This window comes from Candidatus Tisiphia endosymbiont of Temnostethus pusillus, from assembly GCF_964264675.1.
GTDB lineage: Bacteria > Pseudomonadota > Alphaproteobacteria > Rickettsiales > Rickettsiaceae > Tisiphia.
Genome location: NZ_OZ183472.1, coordinates 923742 through 946069, shown reverse-complemented (window position 1 = coordinate 946069; position 22328 = coordinate 923742). Strand labels below are relative to the sequence as shown.

The following is a 22328-nucleotide window of genomic DNA, read 5'->3' as shown; positions in this document are numbered from 1 at the left end:
ATGTCTAAAACACCCTTCCTGTCTATTTCTTTAGATTCCCGCATATGCGAGAATAATATCAATTCTATCACCACGAATTCAAGTTATAAATATAAAAAACTTCTTAATAAAAATCTGTATAAAATAAAATAATACCACCATGCACGAGCATATAACTAAACTCAATAGCATAGAATTAGGTAATTTATTTTCTATAGAAAATATTTTTGAATTATTATCAATAGGCTTATAAATAAATATTATCAGCTTTGCTAAATACAGTGCAGAGAACAGCGTACTTAAAGCTAGTACCCCCATAACTAATATTTGATTTTGTTCGGCAGCAGCTAACATAATATAAAATTTACTAATAAAACCACCAAAAGGAGGAATGCCTATTAAGGATAAACTGGCAATAAGTACCATAAAGCTGGTTTTAGGCATTTCTTTAGCAGTAGCTATAAGATCAGAAACTTGGTTAGTTTTCTTTAAGCTATAAATACTTCCCATCCCATAAAACAAACAGATTTTAGTGAATGAATGTGAGGATAAATGTAGGATAGCTGCTCCTATAGATTTTGAGGTAAACATGAAGCTACTCAATAAAGCTATCCCTAACTGGTTAATCGTAGAATAGGCTAGAATCTTCTTAATATTATCGCTAGTTAAGGCTTTAAAGGAACTATAAAATATGGTGATAATAGGAAAGAAAAGAATCCAATTAAATTCTGCAAAAATAGATTGTAAATATTTAAGACCAAAAATATATATCAGAATCTTATAGATACAAAAAAGCCCAGTTTTAACAACTACCACCGCGTGTAGTAAGGCACTTACTGGGTAATGTGCTACCATTGCTGCTGGTAACCATTGATGCAAAGGGTATAAGGCTGCCTTCGATATGCCAAAAATAAACATTAATAATAAAATTATTATTTGACTCCTAGAAAAATAATGTTCGATAAAACCTTGTGATGTAAAATCACCATGCCCTGCTTTAGCATAAATAATTATTAAGGCTGGCAAGAATAGTAATATCCCCGAGATCATCAATATTTTTAAATATTTATAGACCCCGGCCATAACTTTATCTCCACCACTATGACCAATTAATGGAGCAGTTGATAATGTTAATATTTCATAAAAAATAAACATAGTAAAAAGATTTGAAGATAATGCTACCATCCCACTAGATAACACACTTAGATTAATGAAGAATAGAAAACGACTGGAATTATCAATATTATTGATTGCCAAATATTTGGTGGTGTAAATTAACGCACAAATCCATAAGAAACTCAGTAAAGTTAAGAAAATGAGGCTTAACGCTTCTAAATGCAACCCAATAGCAAAATTACTGAATATATTTATTGATATATTTGCTCTTACTCCTTTCAGGAATAACCAATCAATAATTAAAATATTGACAAAAAAGAAGCTGCTAATAGTAATTAATAAGGAGTTACGCGTATTATTATCACTATTACTAATAAAGGGAGTAACTAAATTTAGCATAGCTAGAAGTAAAGTTGATAAAATCAAAAAACTAGGGGTAATATAAGGGTACATTACTGTCCCCCTAATATTTGTAATTGGTTTAAGAATATTGGTAGAAAAAATTGCATTATACTAATAAAAATTAGTCCACCATACTTAGTGTTCGATTTTAATTGTGTATAATCATAGTGATCCCAACATAGTTTTTTGGCAATTTTATAATGATAAAGTAACGACATAGCAGAACTTATGACAATAATAACAAACTCTAGCCACATATCTTCCACAACCAACAACTCAAAAATACTAAGCTTAATGAAAAACATACTACTTATTGGCAAACCACAACTGCAAATTAGGCTAAAAACTACCAAGACCCGCCATAACATATTAAACGGTTTCGAAATATCAGAATAAGCAATGATCAGAAATAAAGCAATCTTGTTAATGCTATCAGCAAACAAAAAGGGAAATAACAGTGATTCACCTCTAGGAATAACTAAAAGCAAAAACATATAACCAATTTGCACCGCCGAAGAATAGATAACAATATTTCTAACTTTTTGACTTCTGTAAGCAAAATATGTACATAAAGTAATAGTTATCAAAGCGATTAAGCTGATAAAATTTGATAGATACTTAATGATCACATTGTAATCAATAGTAAAATGAATGAACCTCAAGATTATATAAATACCAATTATACTGGATATACTAGCAAGATATGTCAGAATAACCGGAGCAGCTGAACTATAGGCTCTGATCATCCAAAAATGCATAGGAAAAAAAGCTGTTTTTAGTATAGAGCCAATCAGAAAAAAACTAATGCCTAGCATCACTATTTTGGAGTCATAATGCGTCTTAAGCAGCATTGAAACGTCTAACATATTAAGGCTGCCTGTGCTGCTTAATAAAAATCCAATGCCTATTAATATCAAAGTTGCCCCAACCGTACCGAGCATCAGATAATCAAAAGCACCGATGACAGCCTTGGGGTTATTACCCTGCGCCATTAATACATAGGTACTTAATGAAGATATTTCAATGAATACATAAAGATTAAAGAGGTCATTAGTACTTAATATACCAAGATAGCCGCTATGGGCAAATAATAGAACTGCGTAAAATAACGATTGCCTTTTGTTATCAATGAATTTAAGTACGGTAGTTGTAAGCAACTTGTTACAAAAAATTAGAAAAAATAATAATACACTATTAATATAGATGATTATAGGTTGGTTCAGATAATCTAGCTTATATTCAATACCTATAGGGGCATGCCAATTACCAAAATCATATGACACGGTACCTTTATTAATTGCTGATAAACCACAAATACTTAAAAATAAACTTAGTGCAATCGAAATAACTGCTATAATTCGAGTGGCAAGCACATAACGAAAAGTGAGTATTGAAAATAATGCCCCAAAAAATGGCAGCAATACTTGTAAAGCTGGGAAATGTTTAATTAATGTCATTCACTTCGATCATTAGTCGTTTCACTAAAATTAATCTCACTTTCTGATATAGTATTAAATTGCTTAGAAATACGGTAAATCAAGCTAAGACCCAATGATAAAGTAGCAAATCCAACAACAATAGCCGTGAGCATTAACACCTGAGGGAGTGGACTTGAATAGCTATGTAGTGTTGTACGTTCAATTGGTACAATACCTCCACTTACCTTACCAAGCATAAGGTAAAAAATTAGCACCGAACTTTGCATTACACTAAGCCCAATAATTTTACGAACATAATTATCACTGGTTAGCATTATAAACAAACCACTAACTAACACTAGTAGTGTAAAAAAATATAAAATTTTTGAGATATATATAGTTTCTAAAAACATTGTTACTTAACTTAATTAATACGGCTTAAATGCTTCATTAAACACACATACTATTTTTTTACCATGACGTATTGACAGCTTGTGAAATACTTGTTCAATAATCACCATATTAGCGTTATCTTGTGAGAGTCTATAATTTACCATCGACTCTCTAAGAGCTTCATCAACTGCAAAAATAGCTGGTAACTCAGCATTTTTATCTCTGAATTGTAGGTAAGTATACACTCCATCATCAAAAATTTTAATTGGTGCAATCGATTCATTACCACTTATGGAATAATTAAAATTATATTTTTCAGGATGCGATAAATCAAGGTTAGCTGAAGATGTAACGTAATTTTGTAAGTGATCTCCAGAATTTTCATCATCAGGATAAATAAACCTTAAATTAAAAACCATATCTGGATCTCTCATATCTAAGGCTTCTGTAGCATATAGTTCAAAAAAGTAAGTTCGCTTATTAGTAATAAGCGTCATATTAGTTGTAGCATCTTGTTCCATCGGTTTAATGAATATCCTATGCCCCGCTGGTACTATTTGCCAAGAAGTGGTATCTCCCATGGAAATACTAACTATTTCTTCATCTTTTGCTAGCTCTATACTAGCCTGATAACCATAATATCCAGTAAACTTAAATACATCATCAGGACTATAAACCATTACCCTGATTCTACTATCAATCGGCATTGGTCTAGATTCCCTAACGGCTAACGCAGTATTTACAAAAAATACTGCTACAAAAAATATTATTAGTTGCTTCATCTTATTTTTTTACTTTTATCTTCTATTAACTTAAGTTTGTAACCAGTGACAGCAAAATTAAATCTTGAGTTAGGCGGTAGATGTATATTAATTGCATCTATTTCAAAATTTATTGTAGCTTGCCACACCATATTTTCTAAAATATCATTAGAAGCGTTTTTTGCCAAAGATGTAAATGTAACTTCAGCCTTATTATTTTTATGATAAACCACTGATGATATATTAACAGAACGCTTTAAGGACTTTTGGTAACGCATAACTGGAGACAATGGATTGTCAATATTCATAAAATTGGCAAATTGTCTAAATATTATACGCGTAGAATTATTTTGCATAAATATATACTGAGGACGAAGTAAGTCATAGTCATATGATTCTCTATGTATAACGTAATTTCTAATCATAATATCTGCAATAGAATTAATTGCATTATGCTTAATATGATTAGCGTTAGTTATTGTTGCACTTTTAAGGGATTTAGCACTAATTGCGTATCTCACCTGACGCTTTACTGGTAATAAAGTCTCAAAATTAATCACCACACTTAGAAATAATACAAAAAGAACTACACTAAATATCAACAAAAATGTTCTGTGTACAAGTGGATATATATATTCAAAATTATACCATCTTTTCGCATCAACAAAATATTCACCAGACTTAATATATTCTTGAACAGAATTTAACAGCTTATCCATTAGTTTTAAATAATTGCTTACCTATATCGGATTCTAACACATATTAGAAAAGATGTTATAATTTTTTATAAAAATTATTCTTTTAGCCTGTTCAAAAAGCTAATTTTGTGTCTACAATACCAATAAAAATTGGTATTAAGAATAGTCAAATTAAAAAGAATATTTGACTCAAGAAATGTTTGTTGTTATAAGCTCTGTATATATTAAGTGTACACTTATACACTAGTATTTAATGATGGGGCGTAGCCAAGTGGTAAGGCAACGGTTTTTGGTATCGTCATTCGGTGGTTCGAATCCATCCGCCCCAGCCATTCTTCGATTTTAGTGCATTTTACGAATGCATCAAACGGTGGACGTAGCATAAAGTCTAGCTTTCCGTCTTTTAATTTTAGGTTCGAAAATACTAAATTCATCAATTTACGTTTTCCGTAGTCGAACCTTTAAAGGTTTCTAACGCTCTGGAAGCCAGTTCTACTAGGTTAACCAAGCATTCTGAAAATTTATCATCAGCATAATTATGGTTTTCTATTTCTCTCATGATATCTTCACGTTTTTGTATTAATTGCTGAATCTAAAAATAAATCAGTTAACCTATCCATACGAGTTTTAATCTTAGTATGCTCAGTATGTAGCTCTCCTATACGCATTTTATAAAAACCTTGCTCTATTTTTGCTGAAGCTTTAATATAACCAATTACTTCAGCTAACAATTCAGGCTCTAAATAGAGTGTTGCTAGTACTTTCTCAACTTCTTGTAGTATTATTTCTTCTTTCACATATATCCTTTTATTAGGGTTATCAGGATGCCATCCTAGTAAATATACTCGATGAAAATCAAGAATTGCGTTGTCGTCTTCAGGGATAGTAGGTAGCCACGTACTAAATGTACTCTCCGCTCCTTGACCCTTCGACTCCTGCTACTATCATAATTTTGATCTTCGTCTATCAACTCTTCATTTTGCCAATGATGCAGCTGGTCATGAAGAGATGATTAAATTAGCAAAAGAGCAAGAGATTAAGCTAATAATATGTGAACCTACTGGAGGATACGAAGCTGAGATTTGTCAAAAGCTGGATAATAATAACCAACAAATACATAAGGTCAATACATATAGTTTTAATTCTTTTAGTAAATCGGTGAATTTGTGTAAAACTGATAGGAAGGATGCATTTAAATTAGCATATTATGCGGATAAGATGCAGCTTTCAGCGAATTATATATATCAAGTTGAATCAGAGACTTTGAAGAGATGTCAGCAAAGACGAGAAGATTTAGTATTAATGCTTAGCAATGAAAAGAAAAGACTACATCATAGCATTGATGGTATTGATAAAGAGAGTATAGAAAAACACATTAGATATCTTTCGAAGCTCTACTTCTGCTGGTAATTTGTGCGTCGATCCGGTACTCGAATCCTCACGTATATTTAGTACGCTGCGGTTCTGCGTTCCGTGTCTCCTACAAATTCCCTAGCATAAGCGAGTTTCGAAAGATATCTATAAATTTTTATAAAATGAAATAGCTGAGCTTGATAAAAAGTTAAACAAAACAATAGATGAGTCAGAAGAGTTAAAAGAGAAGGTAAAAATATTAGAGACTGTACCTAGTATTGGTAAATGTTTAGGTACAAAACTAATTAGTTTTGTACCTGAATTAGGGGATAAAAATTATAGTAGCAATGAATTGTCATCAATTGTTGGTATAGCTCCATATGCTCGTGATAGTGGTAATAAGCAAGGACGAAGATTTATTCGAGGAGGCAGGAAAATACCTAGAGATGCTTTATACATGGCAGTATTAGCTGGTAAGAATGGTTTCCAATATTTAAAAAATTTTTGGCAAAGATGGGATATTGCAAGAGTTAAAAAAACAACTAGTTAATAAGATTCTAGAAAAAGAGATGGAATCTTATATTGGATATGAGAAGCATTCCAAGGATGAGAAAGAATCTGAAAACAGACGCAATGGTAGTTATGAAAAGACTATAATAGATGAAGATGGTCGGAATATAACAGTAGATGTTCCAAGAGATAGAGAAGGAGAATTTGAACCCCTATTAATTCCTAAGGGAGTTCGACAATTTAAAGTGTTTGATGAGAAGGTAATATCTCTGTATGCAAGAGGTATGACTACAAGGGAGATACAAGGACATTTAGAGGAAATCTATTCTACCAAAGTATCTGCAGAATTAATATCTAAAGTAACTGACGGAGTTTTGGAGGATATTATAAATTGGCAGAATCGTCCCCTTGATAGTATATATCCGATAATATATCTTGACTGCATAGATGTTAAAGGAAGAGACAACCACACTATAATAAATAAAGCAGTTTATATAGCTATAGGTGTTAATATGGAAGGTAAGAAAGAGTTACTTGGTATTTGGGTTGGCAAGAATGAAGGTTCTAAATTTTGGATGCAAGTGGTAACTGAGCTAAAGAATAGGGGAATTGAAAAGATATATGTTGCTTGTGTAGATGGTCTAAAAGGCTTTCCTGAAGCTATAAATAGTGTTTTTCCTAAAACTATTGTACAATTATGTATCGTGCATATGGTTAGGAATTCTACCAAGTACGTGTCATATAAAGATTTAAAATCGGTAACAGCTGATTTAAAGAAAATTTATACAGCAATAAACGAGGCGGAAGGGATTAGAGAGCTACAAAACTTTAGTAAAAAATGGGACGAAAAATATCCAGTAATTTCTGACATGTGGCAACGTCTTTGGTCAGGTATAGCCCCGCTTTTTAGCTTCCCTGAAGGGATTAGAAAGGCAATATATACTACTAATACTATTGAATCAGCCAATCGGCAAATCAGGAAAATTATTAAAAATAAAGGGGTATTTCCAGATGATAAATCAATTCAGAAAATAATATTTTTGGCATTGACAAACGCTCAAAAGAAGTGGACAATGCCAATTAAAGATTGGTCAGTTGCCTTGAATCAATTTGCCATACTTTGTGGTACTGATGACCAAAAATGGGCAAATGTCGATCAAAGATGGACTAACTCTGACATCATACTTACACAATCTTTCATAGATAAAAGACAAGTCTAATTCTTTACTTTCATGAATTCTCACTAATAAATGATCATCAGGTATCATGCACCTTAATTTTGACATTTCTATAATCTAAAAATCGCATTAGTTACCTAGTATTATAACATAATAGCATAATATTATTATTTTTCAAAATGTTTTCTACATTTTTTTTTGTTTATCCTATTATAGGATATGTGAATATAAAGATAAGTAGCTGTCTATTTATACAACAACAAAATGCAAAAACATTCATCTTTTTCAAAAAAATATAATAAATTCCTAGTAATATTCTAATTTTTAGTTTAACTTATATATTTAAAATATATAGTTTGGTTTTTTTATGGAAGAAGATATTAATTATTGGGACAACTCAAAGTATGCACCTTGTCAATATGCTACTAGGTTACTGGACAAATTACGTAAGATGAATGAGGAAGTAAACCGACCAATAGATATTGATGAGGTTAGAAAGGCTATTTATTACGCCAAGAAATATCATGGTAGCCAAATGCGGCAGTCTGGTGAGCCTTATTACTCCCATCCACTAGAGGTAGCATATATGATTTCGGATGATCTTTACCGCACTGACATTATTGTTACCAGCATACTGCATGACACCATTGAGGATACAGAACTTACCGAAAAGATGATAGCTTATATTTTTGGGGAGCAGGTTGCTAGTCAAGTAGAAGCTTTAAGTAGGAACAAACCCCACGGCAAGATTAGCTCAGCGGAAATATTAGATATATTACTTCAACAAGAAAAATATGATGTGGCATTGATTAAATTATTTGACCGAGTTCACAACTTACAAACTCTAGGAGTTAAATCACCTGAAAAAGCTAGGAAGATTATTGAGGAAACCATACAAGAATTTATACGTTTAACTATACACTTAGAAGCAATTAATTTAGAAAAAAAACTAATAGAATTATGTCATCAATATTTACCTACTATATCATCTAAGCAGTATTTGCTGCAGACTCCACATAAGTTTTCTTTTCAGAAAAATTTCCAGCATCTTTCTCGAGTTTAATAAAATGTGATAATCCATATGCAAAACCTGCAGTCGTTGGAATTGTAATAAAATATAACCCCAACTGACCAAAATACTCTGTTAAATAAATAAGACTAACAGAAGTAATAAAATACACTATAGCTCTTGACACAGCATATATAGCACTAACATAAGTAAAACGTTTAAAAATTGGAAAATGCTTAAAAAATATTGAGTTAGCTGATGATGCATCGCATAAAAATAACATTAATAAAAGTTGAACAATTGTTACGTCCAATCCAGTTTTTACATTATGTAATAAAAATGGAGTCACAAATAAAAATACAGTAGCTAAAATGAATCGTATCTTTAGAATTCTTAGCGGATGTACCTTTCTGCTTAAATAAACCACAACACCAACATTAACTAGCTGTGCAATTGAAACAATCAAGTTATTATGAATAATTTGTTCAGCTGTATAGTTAAATGAATATTTAAAAATATTGGCACAATGCATATAACTCACGTAAAACATCACTGGCCAAATACAATCTGCCAGTAGACAACTTATTGTTGTCTTCCAATTGATTTTCATTTCAGTAGTGTCATGAATGGTGTGATCAACATTAACGTTAGATCCAGCTTCTTGCAAGTATTGCAAAGTTTTGTTTAATCGACGCTTAGCATCAGCAAATTCAGGTGTTTCTCGTAAAGTTGTCCTAGCAATCATACCAACTAATGCAACAACTGTACCAATCCAAAAAGCTAATCGCCAATTAAGACCATACGAAGTAACAAGATGAGCTACACCCACAGCAGCGAAATAGCCAAAAGCAGCACAAAAACCTATAAAAGCTACAGCAACATATCGCCTTGGGGGTTGTAAATATTCCGTTAAATATAGCTCAGCACCGACTATCTCTCCCATAGAGGTTATACCTTGTATAATACGACATATAGTTACCAGCCAAGCTGCAGTTATCCCTATTTGAGCAAAAGTTGGTAAATTAGCCATTACCATACAAGACATTGCCATCATCATGGTTGTAATCACTACAGATACTTTTCGTCCTATGTTATCACCTATCCAACCAAATATTAATGCACCAAATGGTCTCATTAGGTAAGTAGAACAAAAAGCAGCAGCTGAGAGAAGAGTAGCAGTATGCGGATCAGTTTTAGGAAAAAAAAGCTCATTAAGAAGTACAGCCATATGAACATAAAGCATCAGGTCAAAATATTCTAAGAACGTGCCAATTGAGAGTAATCCAATTACTTCTTTTTGTTCTCTAGTGAGACTGGTTTGGGGATAGATAACCCTACCATCTGCTCGTACAAATTTGCTCATATTAGTGTTTAAACCTTTACTTTATGTTATCAATATTTACCTATATATTATCCAGCCTTTGTTGCTAGATCAATTTTTGGCTGAAAATAATTTTCTCTCTTCTTCTCCAACTTTTCAAAATGTAATAACCCGTATGCGAACCCTACAATTGTAGGGATCATAATAACCCATAATCCCCAATAGCCAAAATGGTCAACAAGATAAGTAAAGCCAAAAGCAGTAATAACATACATCAAAGTTCGAGATATAGCGAATATCATACTAGCATAGGTAAAACGTTTAAATACCGGAAAGTTTTTGTAAAAAATTGGCATAGCAGGAGCTAAACAGTCCTCAAATAAAATTATAATAAATTGAATCAAAAATAACTCGTAAGGAGAATGAAGATTATTCAGCCAATACGGACAAAATACTATAAAAACAGAACCTATTATGAGTATAATTCTCACGGTTAATAACGGATACACTTTTAAACTTAAACGAGATAATATTAATACTGTCAAAAACTCTATTATACAGATAATAAAATTATGATGAATAACCTCGGATATTGTATAACCAAAGCTAGCTTGTAAAATATTACCACAATATACATAGACAAAATAAAAACATACCGGGGGAACACATCGTAATAAAAAGAAAGCTAGTACTGTTTTTTTATTAACCTTTTCTGTCCAAATAGGATTTTTTTCTAAAGTACTGGTATCTGTATTAGTTTTTGCAAAAACTGTTTTTAGTTGACGTTTAGCATCAACAAATTCTGGTGTTTCTCGTAGCTTCGTTCTTGCAACAGAACCAATCAGTGCAATTACTGCACCTAGCCAAAATGCTATACGCCAATTAAAACCATAAGAAGTAACAAGTGAGGCAACTCCTAAAGCCCCTATCTCTCCTAAAGAAGAGAAAGCCCACATCAATCCCACACCTACATATTGGGCTGGTGGGTTAATCGTTTCAGTTATATAAAGCTGTGCTCCTGTTATTTCTCCCATAGAAGATATGCCTTGCACGATACGGCAGATGGTCAATATCCAAGCTGCCACACTGCCTATCTGAGCATAGGTAGGGAGATTAGCTATAACAAGACAGGATGCAGACATCATGAAAGTTGTGATAATAACAGTAAATTTACGTCCTATATTATCACCTAACCAACCAAATATTAACGCACCAACTGGCCGAAAAACAAATGTAGCGCAAAAGGCAAAAGACATCATTAAAGAGGAGGAGTGAGAATCAGTAGGTTCAAAAAATAACTCATTAAGAACCCCTGCCATATGAACATATAACATCAAGTCAAAATATTCTAGGAATGTCCCGATCGACAGCAACCCAACAGCTCCTTTTTGTTCTCTAGTGAGACTGGTTTGGGAATGGATAACCCTGCCATCTGCTTGTACAAATTTGCTCATATTAGTGTTTAAACCCTTACTTTATGTTATTAACATTTACCTATATATTATCCAGCCTTTGTTGCTAGATCAATTTTTGGTTGGAAGTAATTTTCTCTCTTCTTCTCCAATTTTTCAAAATGTAATAACCCAAATGCGAATCCTAGACTGATTAAACAAAATAGGATGAGCAACCCCCAATGACCAAAATATTCAGTTAGATATATCAGCCCAAAGGATACAATAACATACATAAATGCACGTGATAGAGCGTATATTAGAGTAGCACAAGTAAAACGTTTAAATACAGGAAAATGCTTATAGAAAATTGGAGCAGCTGGTAGACTATCAGATATAAATAAAATAACAATTGCTTGAAGTAAAAGTACATCGAGGGGATTTCTAAGACTGTCTAATAAATATGGACAACTTATAGCAAAAATAATAAATACTAATAACTTTACTTTCAGAATTTTTAATGGATAAATTCTTGAGCTTAGGTACGTCAAGACTATAAAACCCAATAAATTTACTATAGAAACAATAAAGTTTTGATGTATAACCTGTTCTGCTGTATAACCAAAAGAATCTTTTAGTATGTCAGCACAATAAACATATATAAAATAAAAAATTGCTGGCCAAGAACATTCTATTAAAAAATAAGCCAAAAAGGTTTTTTTGGCAATTTTTTCTTGCAAAAGAGGATGATTTTCTAATGATTTCGGGTCTTCATTAGCTTTTTCTAAGGTTGTCTTTAATTGACGTTTTGCATCGGCAAATTCCGGTGTTTCTCTAAGGGTTGTTCTAGCTAAAGAACCAATTACTGCAACCGCTGCACCCACCCAAAAAGCTATACGCCAATTAAATCCAAAAGAAGTAACGAGCGAGGCAATACCTAAAGCTGCTGTCATACCTAAAGCTGCAAGAACTGAAATTACTGCTACAGCTGGATATTGTGCAGGTGGAGCTATAGTTTCAGTAAGATAAAGCTCAGCTCCGATTACTTCGCCCATAGAGGACATACCCTGAACAATACGACATATGGTTATAAGTATAGAAGCAGTAATACCTATTTGAGCATAAGTTGGTAAATTAGCCATGGTAATACAAGAAATCGACATCATAAAAGTTGTAATAACAACCGTTACTTTACGACCAATCTTATCTCCTAACCATCCAAATATCAATGCTCCAACAGGTCGAAAAACAAAAGTCGCACAAAAGGCAGCAGCCGAAAGAATAGTAGCTGTATGCGGATCGTATTTTGGAAAAAAAAGTTCATTCAACAATATCGCCATATGAACATAAAGCATCAGATCAAAATACTCAAGGAACGTCCCAATCGACAGCAACCCAACAGCTTGTTTTTGTTCTCTTGTTAGACTGGTTTGGGGATAGATAACCCTGCCATCTGCTCGTACAAATTTGCTCATATTAGTGTTTAAACCCTTAAGTTATATTGTCTAGAGTTGTATATAATTGTGTTAAAAAACCCCTATACTAATTGGCATAGGGGTTATAGACTTTGATACTACATAATTTCGCAAGTACTGCTACTTGCCTCACCGGTAACTTTTACATCAGTAAACCCTTCGAAAACTTTAATAGCATGCAACGGATCAGCTTGTTCAAAATGATGGACAGCCTCACCCAAAATTTCATTGGTCATGATAGTTTGTTTAGTATATTCTTGGGCATTTTCTCTAGCAGCCTGAGCAAGTTTCTCCGCTCTATTAATAATATCTCTAGAATATGATCTGACATTAGGATTAGCTTTTAAGAAATCCTTAATATCAAATACCTCATCATTCTTACCCTGCATAAAATCAGCACAAGTTTGACTGCCCAATTTCTCTCCTATTAATATATATAATTTGGCTGTAGTATAATCCTTCTTAACTCCATAACCATTACTATAAATATATGCTAGGGCTGCAGCTGCATACCCTTCTCCAAACGTCAAAGCTTCCTTTAAACTTGATGCCGCTACTTTAAATCCACCATTAGCCTCTTTTACTTTTTTGCAATCTAATAACACCACCGACTCACCTAATGCCTGTACGCCCTCATTATACAAATTAATCGGCGTACTAAGCACTTGATTACCTTGATTATCCTTCCTATCCATATATACTAATTTAGCTTTTGCCATAATATTTATCTATCCTCCTAATTGTTATTGATTATTCTCTACCTGTTCTTTTACTAGAACCTTTATGCAAAGGTGGCGTCCCTACTGGTCCTCTAGCCGTACGTTCCAAATTAGCTCTGCATTTATTTCCTATTTCCTGAGCTTCCATTTGTATTATCCCTAAATTCTTATCTTCTTCTTGATGTTGTTGTTTCAACTTTTGAGCAAATTTTGAAAATTTTTCTTTTCTAGCATCAATGCTAGGCAGATTATCAATTGTTTCTAACAATTTATTATTTTCTTCTCGTTTTCTCTTTTTCATATCATCCAACGCGTTCTTATGCTCATCCACTTCTTTCTTAATTAACGTATTCTTTTCATGCCGTGCTTCAGCTTTAGCTAAATTTTGCTGAGCAACTTTTTTATCAGTACCTGATGATTTTGGATTTTTAATAGCTTCATTACACTTTTTTACCTCAGTACCGGATTTTGTATGGCGATCATTTATTTCTTTTTGATACTGAAGCATAGCTTTATAATGAGCTTGTTCTGCTTTTTGCTGATCATCACTTTTAAGGAGTTGCTCTAATTCCTCCTGCCGTATATCATCACCTCTTTGTATACGACTTGTTATATCTTTCGTTTTAGCTATTCTTTTTTCTTCCTCTGCAAGAAAATTCATATTTTGATCTTTAAAATCCTGATGTTGCTTAGCTTCTTTTGCTTCCCTCTCTAAAAACTCTATTTGTTCTTGCATCTTAGTTGCGGCTTCCGCTTCTTGCCTGTAAGTAATATTTTGTTCAGCACGCTGCTCTTCTTTGGCAACAGCAGCTTGTAAAGCTTCCAAACTTTTTAGTATTTTTGCTGGAAGATTACTAGCTAACAAACTGCTTATAGCACTATTGAGTCTCGCTAGCTCAGCTGGGTTAGTAGTATGCAGCTGAGATTTGATATCATTAATAACATTCTCAAACTGAGTAACATAAGCAGAGTCTTCTTTGCCCATATTCCCGTCATCAGAATCATCAGCCATGTTATTTTTCATTTGTATTAATAAGTTTATTTATATTACCATAATTTAATTAGAATCAATTCTAAAATATTAGTCAAGTATTTTTTAATTATAAATATTATTATTTTTTAACTATTTTCTCTGCAAAGATTATTTTTAATAATTTATTAGGATGCGATGCAGTTCTGATATTTAACATTCTTTGATCTTAAGCCTATATTTTTACCACTCTCTCTTTTCCCCTTTCTAATTTGTTTATAGAATTGTGATATTGTTACAACCAAGATTTATTATTTCAATTTTCTATATTATTTTTTCTTGCTATCGTTCAACCAAATCATCACTATCTATTAGTATTAATAAATATATTAAGGTGAATACAATGATAGGATATCAGCAGGAACAAAAAAGCCTAACGAAAGAACAAAAATCAGCTGTTGGCTTATTATCGATTGGAACTTTTTTAGAATATTTTGATCTGATGCTTTATGTACATATGGCTGTACTGTTAAATGAGCTGTTTTTTCCAAAATCTGACCCTCATACTACCGCTCTTTATTCAGCTACAGCTTTTTGCTCTACCTTTGTTTTTAGGCCTGTTGGTGCAGTAATATTTGGATGGTTAGGTGATAATATAGGGCGTAAGACTACCGTTATCATCACGACTTTTATGATGGCTTTATCATGTATTACCATGGCTAATCTCCCTACTTATGCCCAAATAGGCATTACAGCTTCTTGGTTAATCACTATATGCCGTATACTACAAGGAATATCCTCTATGGGAGAAACAATAGGAGCAAGACTTTATTTAATTGAATCTATAAACCCACCAATCCAATATCCGACTTCTTCATCAATTTCCATTTTTAGTACTTTAGGAGGAGTTTTCGCTTTAGGGATAGCATCGGTAGTGACCTCCTATGGATTTAATTGGCGTATAGCCTTTTGGATGGGAGCAGTCGTAGCACTGATTGGTACAGCAGCTCGAAGAAGTCTTAGAGAAACACCGGAATTTGCTGACGCCAAACGTCAACTAAAAAAAACTTTTGAGCAACCTTCAAATGTTGGCAGCATAGATCTTAAAAAACTAGAAAATAATCCAATATGGCAGGAAAAAGCTAATAAAGTAACAACAATAGCATTGTTTCTAATAGAATGCATGTGTCCCGTATGTTTTTATTTTACTTATATTTATTGCGGAAATCTTTTAAAAAATTCTTTTGGCTGCACTGCTGAACAGGTCATTCATCAAAATTTTATTATCTCAATATTTTCCTTCTTAGGCACTTTGGTATTAACATATTTAAGTTATAGAATATATCCGTTAAAAATTGTAAAAACTTTGTTATTAATATTTTGTCTATTTGTTTTAGCTTGCCCTTACTTATTAAATAATCTTAATAGCTCATTTGATGTATTTTTAATGCAATTATTCGTTACGTTATTTGTACCTACCGGTGCTAGCACAGGACATGCAATCTTTTATAGATACTTTCCTGTCTTTAAACGTTTTAGCTGTGCTAGCCTTACCTTTGCCATATCTCGTGCCTTAATGCATGTAGTTACCTCTTTTTCAATTGTTTACTTAACTGAATATTGGCATCATTGGGGAATAATGGTTATATTGCTTCCAGTTTGCATAGGTTTTGCATTCGGACTATTTCATTTTGAAAAGTTGGAGAAAGAGGCTGGGAATTATCCACAAAAGCCTTATGTAGAGGTATAGATAAATGTTGACAACATAATGTAATAATTCGTTTTGTTACTGTTGGTATTTTTAAATACATAGATAAAGTTAAAAAATGTATTACAGTTTCTTCTACTATCTTTTTAGCTTTTTCTAGTGATTTCGCTCCTAGAGTTTCTAAATTGTGAATCCGATCAAAAAGTTTAATCAGTGCTACATCATGTTTTTTTTGCTGAATTAATAAATCTAGTGTTTCTGCCGAGCTAATCTTGCCATGAGGCTTGACCCTGGTCAGGTCTTCTACTTGACTAGCCACTTGACTGCCAAAGATGTAAGCAATCATCTTTTCGGTCAGGTGTGTATCCTCAATGGTGTCATGTAGTAATGCAGTCACAATCATGTCTGTTCTAAACAATCGTGGAATTTCTAGGGCTGTGTACTGGGCAAGCATATACGCCACTTCAATCGGATGTGAATAATACGGCTCGCCGGACTGCCTCATTTGGCTGCCATGATATTTTTTAGCATAGTAGATGCCTTTTTTGACTTCATACATGTTTATTGGTTGCTTTACTTTTTCATTTAGCAAAATTAACTCCTTAAGCAACCTCTCAGCATATGCACAATACTGGTATTTTGAATTATCCCAATAGTTATTAACATCTTCCATAAGAAACCATGATATTTTAATTATAAAGTTATAATAAACTAAAATTCTCATTACTTAAAGCACTTAACACTCTTCCCAACCGTAATACGATTATTTACGGAGGGTATGAGGTTATAGATCATAACTCTAAGTCACTGTCTTTTATAAGACCAGATAAAATATTATCAGCAAAAAAATGTAATATCCCATTATTCCCTCTTATGCGAGGATTAATTCATGGATGTGCTCTTTTAATACCTATAAAATATTTTTGTGAAATTGGTACTTTTGATGAAACATTATTAACTACCCAGGATTATGCACTTTGGTTTGAGTTTTTACGGATAGCGCCTATTCATTTTGATGATCGTATTTTAATTAAAAGTCGCACTCATCTAGATCAAGGAACCCATAAAATTGCTAGCCACATGAATGAATGTAATGAATTATGGTCTAGGTTTCTCAGAAGGTTAACTTTAGAAGAAATGACTATAATGGAAGGATCACCTTATTTATTCCTGCATCGTACTAGTGTTTTTCTTGCAAATGCTTCTTGTTATCAAGCATCCGAACTAGCTAAGTCAATGGCTAAGGATATCTTAACCGATATTAAGATTAGTGTAATTATGCCAATTTATAATAGAGTTGATTTGGCAATTGAGTCTATAAAAAGTGTTATTGCCCAAACTCATCAGTGTTTTGAATTGATTATAGTAGATGATGGTTCTAAAGATGATGTATCTAGGTTGATTGAGGAGTGCAATAAAGATAGTAGAATTAAATACATTCGTAAGGAAAATGCAGGACCAGCAGCGGCACGTAATCTAGGTATTAAACATGCATCTGGGCAGTACATAGCGTTCATTGATTCTAATGATTTGTTTTATGACAATAAACTTGAGGTTCAATTGAAGTTTATGGAGGATAATAGTTTGTTATTCTCGCATACTTCTTACCATAGAATAGATTGGGCTGGAAATTTGATAAAATATATAAGCTCTGGTACTTTTAGCAAGCAAGTCTTTCCAAACATTATTACTAAATGTCCAATAACAATGTCTAGTGTGATGGGAAAAACCTCCCTTTTTATGTCAAACAAATTCCCTGAAAATATAGGAATTGGTGAAGATGTATGCTTATGGATATCTATAGCAAGCAAATATGAGATAGGAGCGATTGACATTGCATTATCGAAGGTTAGAATTAATTACAGTACTACTACATGCTTAAATACTAAGAAAACAATAATAGGATTAATCAATATTGCATCATTTGTTATGAACGATGAATATTTAAGTCAATTTGATAAGCAAGTTCAGTTGTTACTATTTTCTGCAACAAATATATCTAGCTTGCCATTAGATAAATTAATAAAATTTGATGACTGGCCATCTGAGAAACGTAACCCTAATATAGTAGTGAAGTTAATTAGATCGCTACGTGTAGATGGTTTTAGAATAACGTGGAACAAAATTTGTAGGAAACTAGGTATACTCCAATGATGATTCTGATACTGTCTTAAGAGTCAAGGATTAAATTGGGATTAAAGTAATTCTTCAGTAACCCAAGCTCCTCCTACTTTACTCTCAAAAGAGCAATTAAAATCAATTTATTTGCAGCTTTTCAGTGGAGAAAATGCTAGTATAGTCTTAGAAGATTTAGCCTACATGAGTGGTGTGTATCGCAGCAATTTCATGCGGCAAGAAAGCAACTACACCGCTTTCAATGAAGGCATGCAAGCTTTGTTTTTGTACATATGCTTGCATGCGTCTAGAGATGATGGAGTTGATGATATTGAAGGAAATTTATAATGAGGATAGCTTATGAGTACGAATAGTAAAACATTGGTATCGTTAGACTATGCGATTAAATATCTACTCAAAGATAAAGGTGATTATGAAATAATCGAAGGCTTTATTTCGGCTATCCTTAAAGATGCTGGTTACTTACCAGTAAAAATCACCGCTTTACTAGAGAGTAAGAGTAATAAAGAACGTAAAGACTTAAAGAAAAGCATAGCTGACGTTATCGTTGAAGACCAGCAAGGTCATAAATATATTGTGGAAATAGATCGTTCAACTACCCACACTTTTCTCCACAAAGCTTGCTTTAATAGTTATCGGTTGATTGTTGATAATATCAGCTCAGATCAGGATTATAGTGATATCAAAAAATATTTCATATCAACTTAATATATTTTGTGTTGAGCGATATAAGCTCTCCATTATATCACGGTCAAACTATATTTAGAAAAATGGACAGGGAACATCCAGTAGACTTACATCTTGCTGATATGGGTTGTAGGTTTTTTGATGTTCACAATGTATTTCCTGAATATTTTGTTATTTCCGTACCGCTTTTTGATGGTATTATAAAAGATGAGTTGGATGAGTGGTTATATTTTGCCAAACATTCTGAGGTTAAAGATGATTTTAAGTCGCCTTATATGAAGAAAGTAGCAGAACGTCTGAGTGTTCTAAAAATGACTCCAGAAGAACGTCAGCACTATCAGAATTATGTCAATGAATCGCTAAAAGAACGTGATTATATAGTTGCAGCTAGAACTGAAGGTAGAGCTGAAGAAAAAATAGCAATGGCAAAAAAAATGCTAAAAGAAAATTTTTCTATAGAAACTATAAGTAGAATAATAGAACTATCCATAGAAGAAATAGAATGGCTACGTAAGAATTTGGCTGAGGACACAACTACTGTACTTGACGAAAATTAAATAGGAAGGGTATTGAATTGCTGTATTGGAAAAATAGAACGACCGTTGTTCATAACTGTTGAAAGTTAAAAAAGATATTATTTTTGTAAAAACATATTAGTGGAAGAAATTTTTGGTATATACTGCAAAAAATTGAAGAATTTAGAAGAGAAAATTCTATGTGGATCAAAAACACTAACATTAGTATGATAGTTATGTGGTCAAAACGATGTCATAGTTGGTTAACAATAATATTTTGTTTAATAATTAACAGCTATTCAACTATTCATGCTTCCAATACAAATATTGAAAATAGATTTGCAACAAGGATTGCTATTGTAGATATACACTCTATTCTAGAACATTCTGTAGCAATCCAGTCTATAAGAAAATCTGTAGACCAAATAAGCGAAAAAATTCGACAAGATCTATCAAAGAAGGATGGAGAACTAAAAGAAATAGAAAATCTATTAATGGGAAAACGTAATTCTTTAAGTGAATCAGCTTTTGAACAAGAATTTAGTCTTTTTGAAAAGAAAATAAATATAGCACAAAAAGAAATACGAGATAGAAAAGTACGCCTTGAACAAGCCCATGCTGAGGGTATAGGGAAAGTACAAGAAGCTATAACAAAAATTATAAGTACTTTAGCAGAAAAGTATAATCTTGATCTAGTTATACCTAGTACTCAAATTTTATTTGCTAAAAATAGTCTAAATATTACGCAAGAAGTGATAGCAGAACTAAATAATAAATTAAAACATGTTACAATTAAATACGAATAATTTGTTATAGAGGTTTATCAATGACAGAATTTACTCCTATTACAGTAGCTTATGGTGATGGTATAGGTCCAGAAATAATGCAAGCAGTACTGTATATTTTAAAAGAAGCTGAAGCAAGAATACGTATAGAGGTAGTGGAAGTAGGAGAAAAATTATACCAAAAGCACTATACCTCAGGGATAGCAGAAGATACTTGGCAATCATTAGCAAGAACTAAGGTGCTTCTAAAAGCTCCTATTACCACTCCTCTAGGTGGTGGGTATAAAAGCTTAAATGTAACTCTTAGAAAAGCCCTATCTCTTTATGCCAATATTCGCCCTGCTATTTCTTATGCTCCTTTTGTTAAAACACTGCATCCAAATTTAAACGTGGTTATAGTACGGGAAAATGTTGAAGATTTATATGCAGGCATCGAATATCGTCAGACTCACAATGTCTATGAATCTCTTAAACTAATTAGCCGGGTTGGTAGTGAAAGAATTATTAGATATGCTTTTGAGTATGCGATAAAGAACAATCGTAAAAAGGTTACATGTTTCAGTAAAGATAATATTATGAAACTGTCTGATGGGATTTTTCATAAAGTTTTTGAGGAAATTGCTAATGAATATAAGCAAATTCAAAGTGATTATTACCTTATAGACATCGGCACTGCAAGACTAGCAGCTCAGCCGGAATTATTTGACGTCGTTGTAACTTCAAATCTGTATGGTGATATTATATCGGACGTATCTGCAGAAATTTCTGGTTCGGTAGGACTCGCTGGCTCTGCTAATATAGGGCAAAATTATGCTTTATTTGAAGCTGTACATGGCTCTGCCCCAGATATTGCCGGTCGCAACCTAGCTAATCCTTCTGGTTTACTTAACGCAGCAATTATCATGCTAATTCATATCGGGCAACAGGATATTGCTACACTAATAGAAAATGCCTGGAAAAAAACCATTGAGGATGGAGTCCATACTGGAGACATTTACAATGAAGAAATATCTAGCAAAAAAGTTGGTACTAAGGAATTTGCTGATGAAGTAGTAAAAAGACTAGGGATCAAACCTTCTACCCTCAGAGTAGCGGCATATTCATCACCAGTTACCCAACAACAAACTACTGAGCAGATATATTCGATTAATAGTAAAGAAGTTAAAGAATTGGTAGGTAGTGATGTATTCATCCAAATGGCAGCGTTGACTGCTCATGAGGTAGCAGAAAAAATTCAAATTATTAGTTTAGGTGACTTAGAATTAAAAACCGTATCTTCCATGGGACTTAAATTATGGCCCAGGGATGAGAGATTTGAATTATTATCTGATCATTGGTGTTGCCGTTTTATGGCAAAGAAGGATGGAGAAAAAATAACACATTCATCTATAGTCCATTTACTTGAATCGCTAAGCCAGGCAAAAATAGATTTTATTAAAATTGAGAATCTCTTTGAATTTGATGGGAAAGCGGGTTACTCGCTTGCTCAAGGAGAATAGAATATTTATGTTTTTTGTTATTGGTTATGGATTAATCCTACTTGGAATTATAGCAATATTTTCTGGCATTGTTGGACTGTTCAGATTTCCTGACTTTTATACAAAAATTCATGCTGCCAGTGTAATTGAATGTTGTGGAGTACCTTTATCACTTGTTGGTCTTGCCTTTTTACAACATGATTTTACTAGCTCTTTTAAATTAGTTTTTGCCTCTATATTGATTTTAATATTAAACCCGGTATCTACTCATGCAATTGGCAAGGCTGCTTTATTAGGAAAAACTAACCTAAAATAATTGATTGTTT

Annotated in this window: 21 protein-coding genes, 1 tRNA gene and 2 pseudogenes; 12 read left to right on the top strand and 12 right to left on the bottom strand. The window is 32.8% G+C overall.

Features of this window, described 5'->3' with window-relative positions; all coding sequences use genetic code 11:
• Positions 1-78: 78 nt before the first annotated feature.
• Genes ACFEL2_RS04515 through ACFEL2_RS04495 form a run of 5 tightly spaced genes read right to left on the bottom strand, consistent with a single transcriptional unit; the run spans position 79 to position 4788 of the window.
• Positions 79-1548 carry a proton-conducting transporter membrane subunit gene (locus ACFEL2_RS04515; protein WP_375331597.1) on the bottom strand — a complete coding sequence of 490 codons (1470 nt, stop codon included), beginning with the start codon at positions 1546-1548 and terminating at the stop codon, positions 79-81.
• Positions 1548-2954 carry a proton-conducting transporter membrane subunit gene (locus ACFEL2_RS04510; RefSeq protein WP_375331596.1) on the bottom strand — a complete coding sequence of 469 codons (1407 nt, stop codon included), beginning with the start codon at positions 2952-2954 and terminating at the stop codon, positions 1548-1550. Before ACFEL2_RS04510 ends, ACFEL2_RS04515 begins: the two co-directional genes overlap by 1 nt.
• On the bottom strand, positions 2951-3307 hold the full coding sequence (locus ACFEL2_RS04505; protein ID WP_341752284.1) for a Na+/H+ antiporter subunit C: 357 nt from the start codon (positions 3305-3307) through the stop codon (positions 2951-2953). Before ACFEL2_RS04505 ends, ACFEL2_RS04510 begins: the two co-directional genes overlap by 4 nt.
• Before the next feature lie 36 nt (positions 3308-3343).
• The gene (gene virB9, locus ACFEL2_RS04500; RefSeq protein WP_341751979.1) at positions 3344-4090 is read right to left on the bottom strand and encodes a P-type conjugative transfer protein VirB9; all 747 of its coding nucleotides are present in this window, start codon (positions 4088-4090) and stop codon (positions 3344-3346) included.
• Entirely contained in the window at positions 4087-4788 is a 702-nt protein-coding gene (locus ACFEL2_RS04495; RefSeq protein ID WP_341747699.1) for a VirB8/TrbF family protein, read from the bottom strand. The genes virB9 and ACFEL2_RS04495 overlap by 4 nt, the downstream gene beginning before the upstream one ends.
• A gap of 236 nt (positions 4789-5024) precedes the next feature.
• Between ACFEL2_RS04495 and ACFEL2_RS04490 the strand changes: the two genes are divergently transcribed.
• Positions 5025-5099: transfer RNA gene (locus tag ACFEL2_RS04490), tRNA-Gln, on the top strand.
• Positions 5100-5333: 234 nt separating this feature from the next.
• Here the strand turns inward: ACFEL2_RS04490 and ACFEL2_RS04485 are convergent.
• A complete protein-coding gene (locus ACFEL2_RS04485; RefSeq protein WP_375331595.1) occupies positions 5334-5564 on the bottom strand; it encodes a hypothetical protein in 231 nt (76 codons plus the stop codon).
• 175 nt (positions 5565-5739) lie between these two features.
• Here ACFEL2_RS04485 and ACFEL2_RS04480 point away from each other — a divergent pair.
• The 4 genes and pseudogenes from ACFEL2_RS04480 to ACFEL2_RS04455 all read left to right on the top strand — a co-directional run.
• Positions 5740-6177 (top strand): annotated as a pseudogene (locus ACFEL2_RS04480) (IS110 family transposase); the annotation flags it as partial.
• Between the two features lie 130 nt (positions 6178-6307).
• Positions 6308-6670 carry a transposase gene (locus ACFEL2_RS04465; protein WP_375332385.1) on the top strand — a complete coding sequence of 121 codons (363 nt, stop codon included), beginning with the start codon at positions 6308-6310 and terminating at the stop codon, positions 6668-6670.
• Positions 6621-7751 (top strand): annotated as a pseudogene (locus ACFEL2_RS04460) (IS256 family transposase); the annotation flags it as partial. The gene ACFEL2_RS04465 and the pseudogene ACFEL2_RS04460, both read left to right, overlap by 50 nt.
• 424 nt (positions 7752-8175) lie before the next feature.
• Positions 8176-8871, top strand: coding sequence for an HD domain-containing protein (locus ACFEL2_RS04455; RefSeq protein WP_375331593.1), 696 nt, complete (start codon positions 8176-8178; stop codon positions 8869-8871).
• On the opposite strand, the gene ACFEL2_RS04450 is transcribed toward ACFEL2_RS04455, so the two are convergent.
• The 5 genes from ACFEL2_RS04450 to ACFEL2_RS04430 all read right to left on the bottom strand — a co-directional run bounded on the left by ACFEL2_RS04450 (position 8798) and on the right by ACFEL2_RS04430 (position 14735).
• On the bottom strand, positions 8798-10180 hold the full coding sequence (locus tag ACFEL2_RS04450) for an MFS transporter (protein WP_375331592.1): 1383 nt from the start codon (positions 10178-10180) through the stop codon (positions 8798-8800). The genes ACFEL2_RS04455 and ACFEL2_RS04450 overlap by 74 nt on opposite strands.
• 47 nt (positions 10181-10227) lie before the next feature.
• Positions 10228-11592: an MFS transporter gene (locus ACFEL2_RS04445; RefSeq protein WP_375331591.1), complete on the bottom strand. Its 1365-nt coding sequence runs from the start codon at positions 11590-11592 to the stop codon at positions 10228-10230.
• 47 nt (positions 11593-11639) lie between these two features.
• Entirely contained in the window at positions 11640-13004 is a 1365-nt protein-coding gene (locus ACFEL2_RS04440) for an MFS transporter (protein ID WP_375331590.1), read from the bottom strand.
• Positions 13005-13102: 98 nt separating this feature from the next.
• Positions 13103-13723, bottom strand: a complete 621-nt coding sequence (locus ACFEL2_RS04435) for a hypothetical protein (RefSeq protein ID WP_375331589.1) — start codon at positions 13721-13723, stop codon at positions 13103-13105.
• A 31-nt stretch (positions 13724-13754) separates the two neighbouring features.
• Positions 13755-14735: a hypothetical protein gene (locus tag ACFEL2_RS04430; protein ID WP_375331588.1), complete on the bottom strand. Its 981-nt coding sequence runs from the start codon at positions 14733-14735 to the stop codon at positions 13755-13757.
• A 361-nt stretch (positions 14736-15096) separates the two neighbouring features.
• On the opposite strand from ACFEL2_RS04430, the gene ACFEL2_RS04425 reads away from it, so the two are divergent.
• Positions 15097-16443 (top strand): MFS transporter, encoded by a 1347-nt coding sequence (locus tag ACFEL2_RS04425; protein WP_375331587.1) that lies wholly within the window; start codon positions 15097-15099, stop codon positions 16441-16443.
• Here ACFEL2_RS04425 and ACFEL2_RS04420 read toward each other — a convergent pair.
• A complete protein-coding gene (locus tag ACFEL2_RS04420; protein ID WP_375331586.1) occupies positions 16337-17074 on the bottom strand; it encodes an HD domain-containing protein in 738 nt (245 codons plus the stop codon). The two genes, ACFEL2_RS04425 and ACFEL2_RS04420, sit on opposite strands and share 107 nt — an antisense overlap.
• Before the next feature lie 200 nt (positions 17075-17274).
• Here ACFEL2_RS04420 and ACFEL2_RS04415 point away from each other — a divergent pair, with 200 nt between their 5' ends.
• The 6 genes from ACFEL2_RS04415 to ACFEL2_RS04390 all read left to right on the top strand — a co-directional run bounded on the left by ACFEL2_RS04415 (position 17275) and on the right by ACFEL2_RS04390 (position 22318).
• Entirely contained in the window at positions 17275-18555 is a 1281-nt protein-coding gene (locus ACFEL2_RS04415; RefSeq protein WP_375331585.1) for a glycosyltransferase family 2 protein, read from the top strand.
• A 321-nt stretch (positions 18556-18876) separates the two neighbouring features.
• Complete coding sequence (locus tag ACFEL2_RS04410; RefSeq protein ID WP_341752001.1) at positions 18877-19245, top strand: PD-(D/E)XK nuclease family transposase; 369 nt, start codon at positions 18877-18879, stop codon at positions 19243-19245.
• 62 nt (positions 19246-19307) lie between these two features.
• On the top strand, positions 19308-19781 hold the full coding sequence (locus ACFEL2_RS04405) for a hypothetical protein (RefSeq protein ID WP_341752002.1): 474 nt from the start codon (positions 19308-19310) through the stop codon (positions 19779-19781).
• 194 nt (positions 19782-19975) lie between these two features.
• Complete coding sequence (locus ACFEL2_RS04400; protein WP_375332345.1) at positions 19976-20545, top strand: OmpH family outer membrane protein; 570 nt, start codon at positions 19976-19978, stop codon at positions 20543-20545.
• Between the two features lie 20 nt (positions 20546-20565).
• Positions 20566-22023 (top strand): NADP-dependent isocitrate dehydrogenase, encoded by a 1458-nt coding sequence (locus tag ACFEL2_RS04395; protein WP_375332344.1) that lies wholly within the window; start codon positions 20566-20568, stop codon positions 22021-22023.
• A gap of 7 nt (positions 22024-22030) precedes the next feature.
• On the top strand, positions 22031-22318 hold the full coding sequence (locus tag ACFEL2_RS04390) for a Na+/H+ antiporter subunit G (protein ID WP_341752005.1): 288 nt from the start codon (positions 22031-22033) through the stop codon (positions 22316-22318).
• Positions 22319-22328 lie beyond the last annotated feature (10 nt).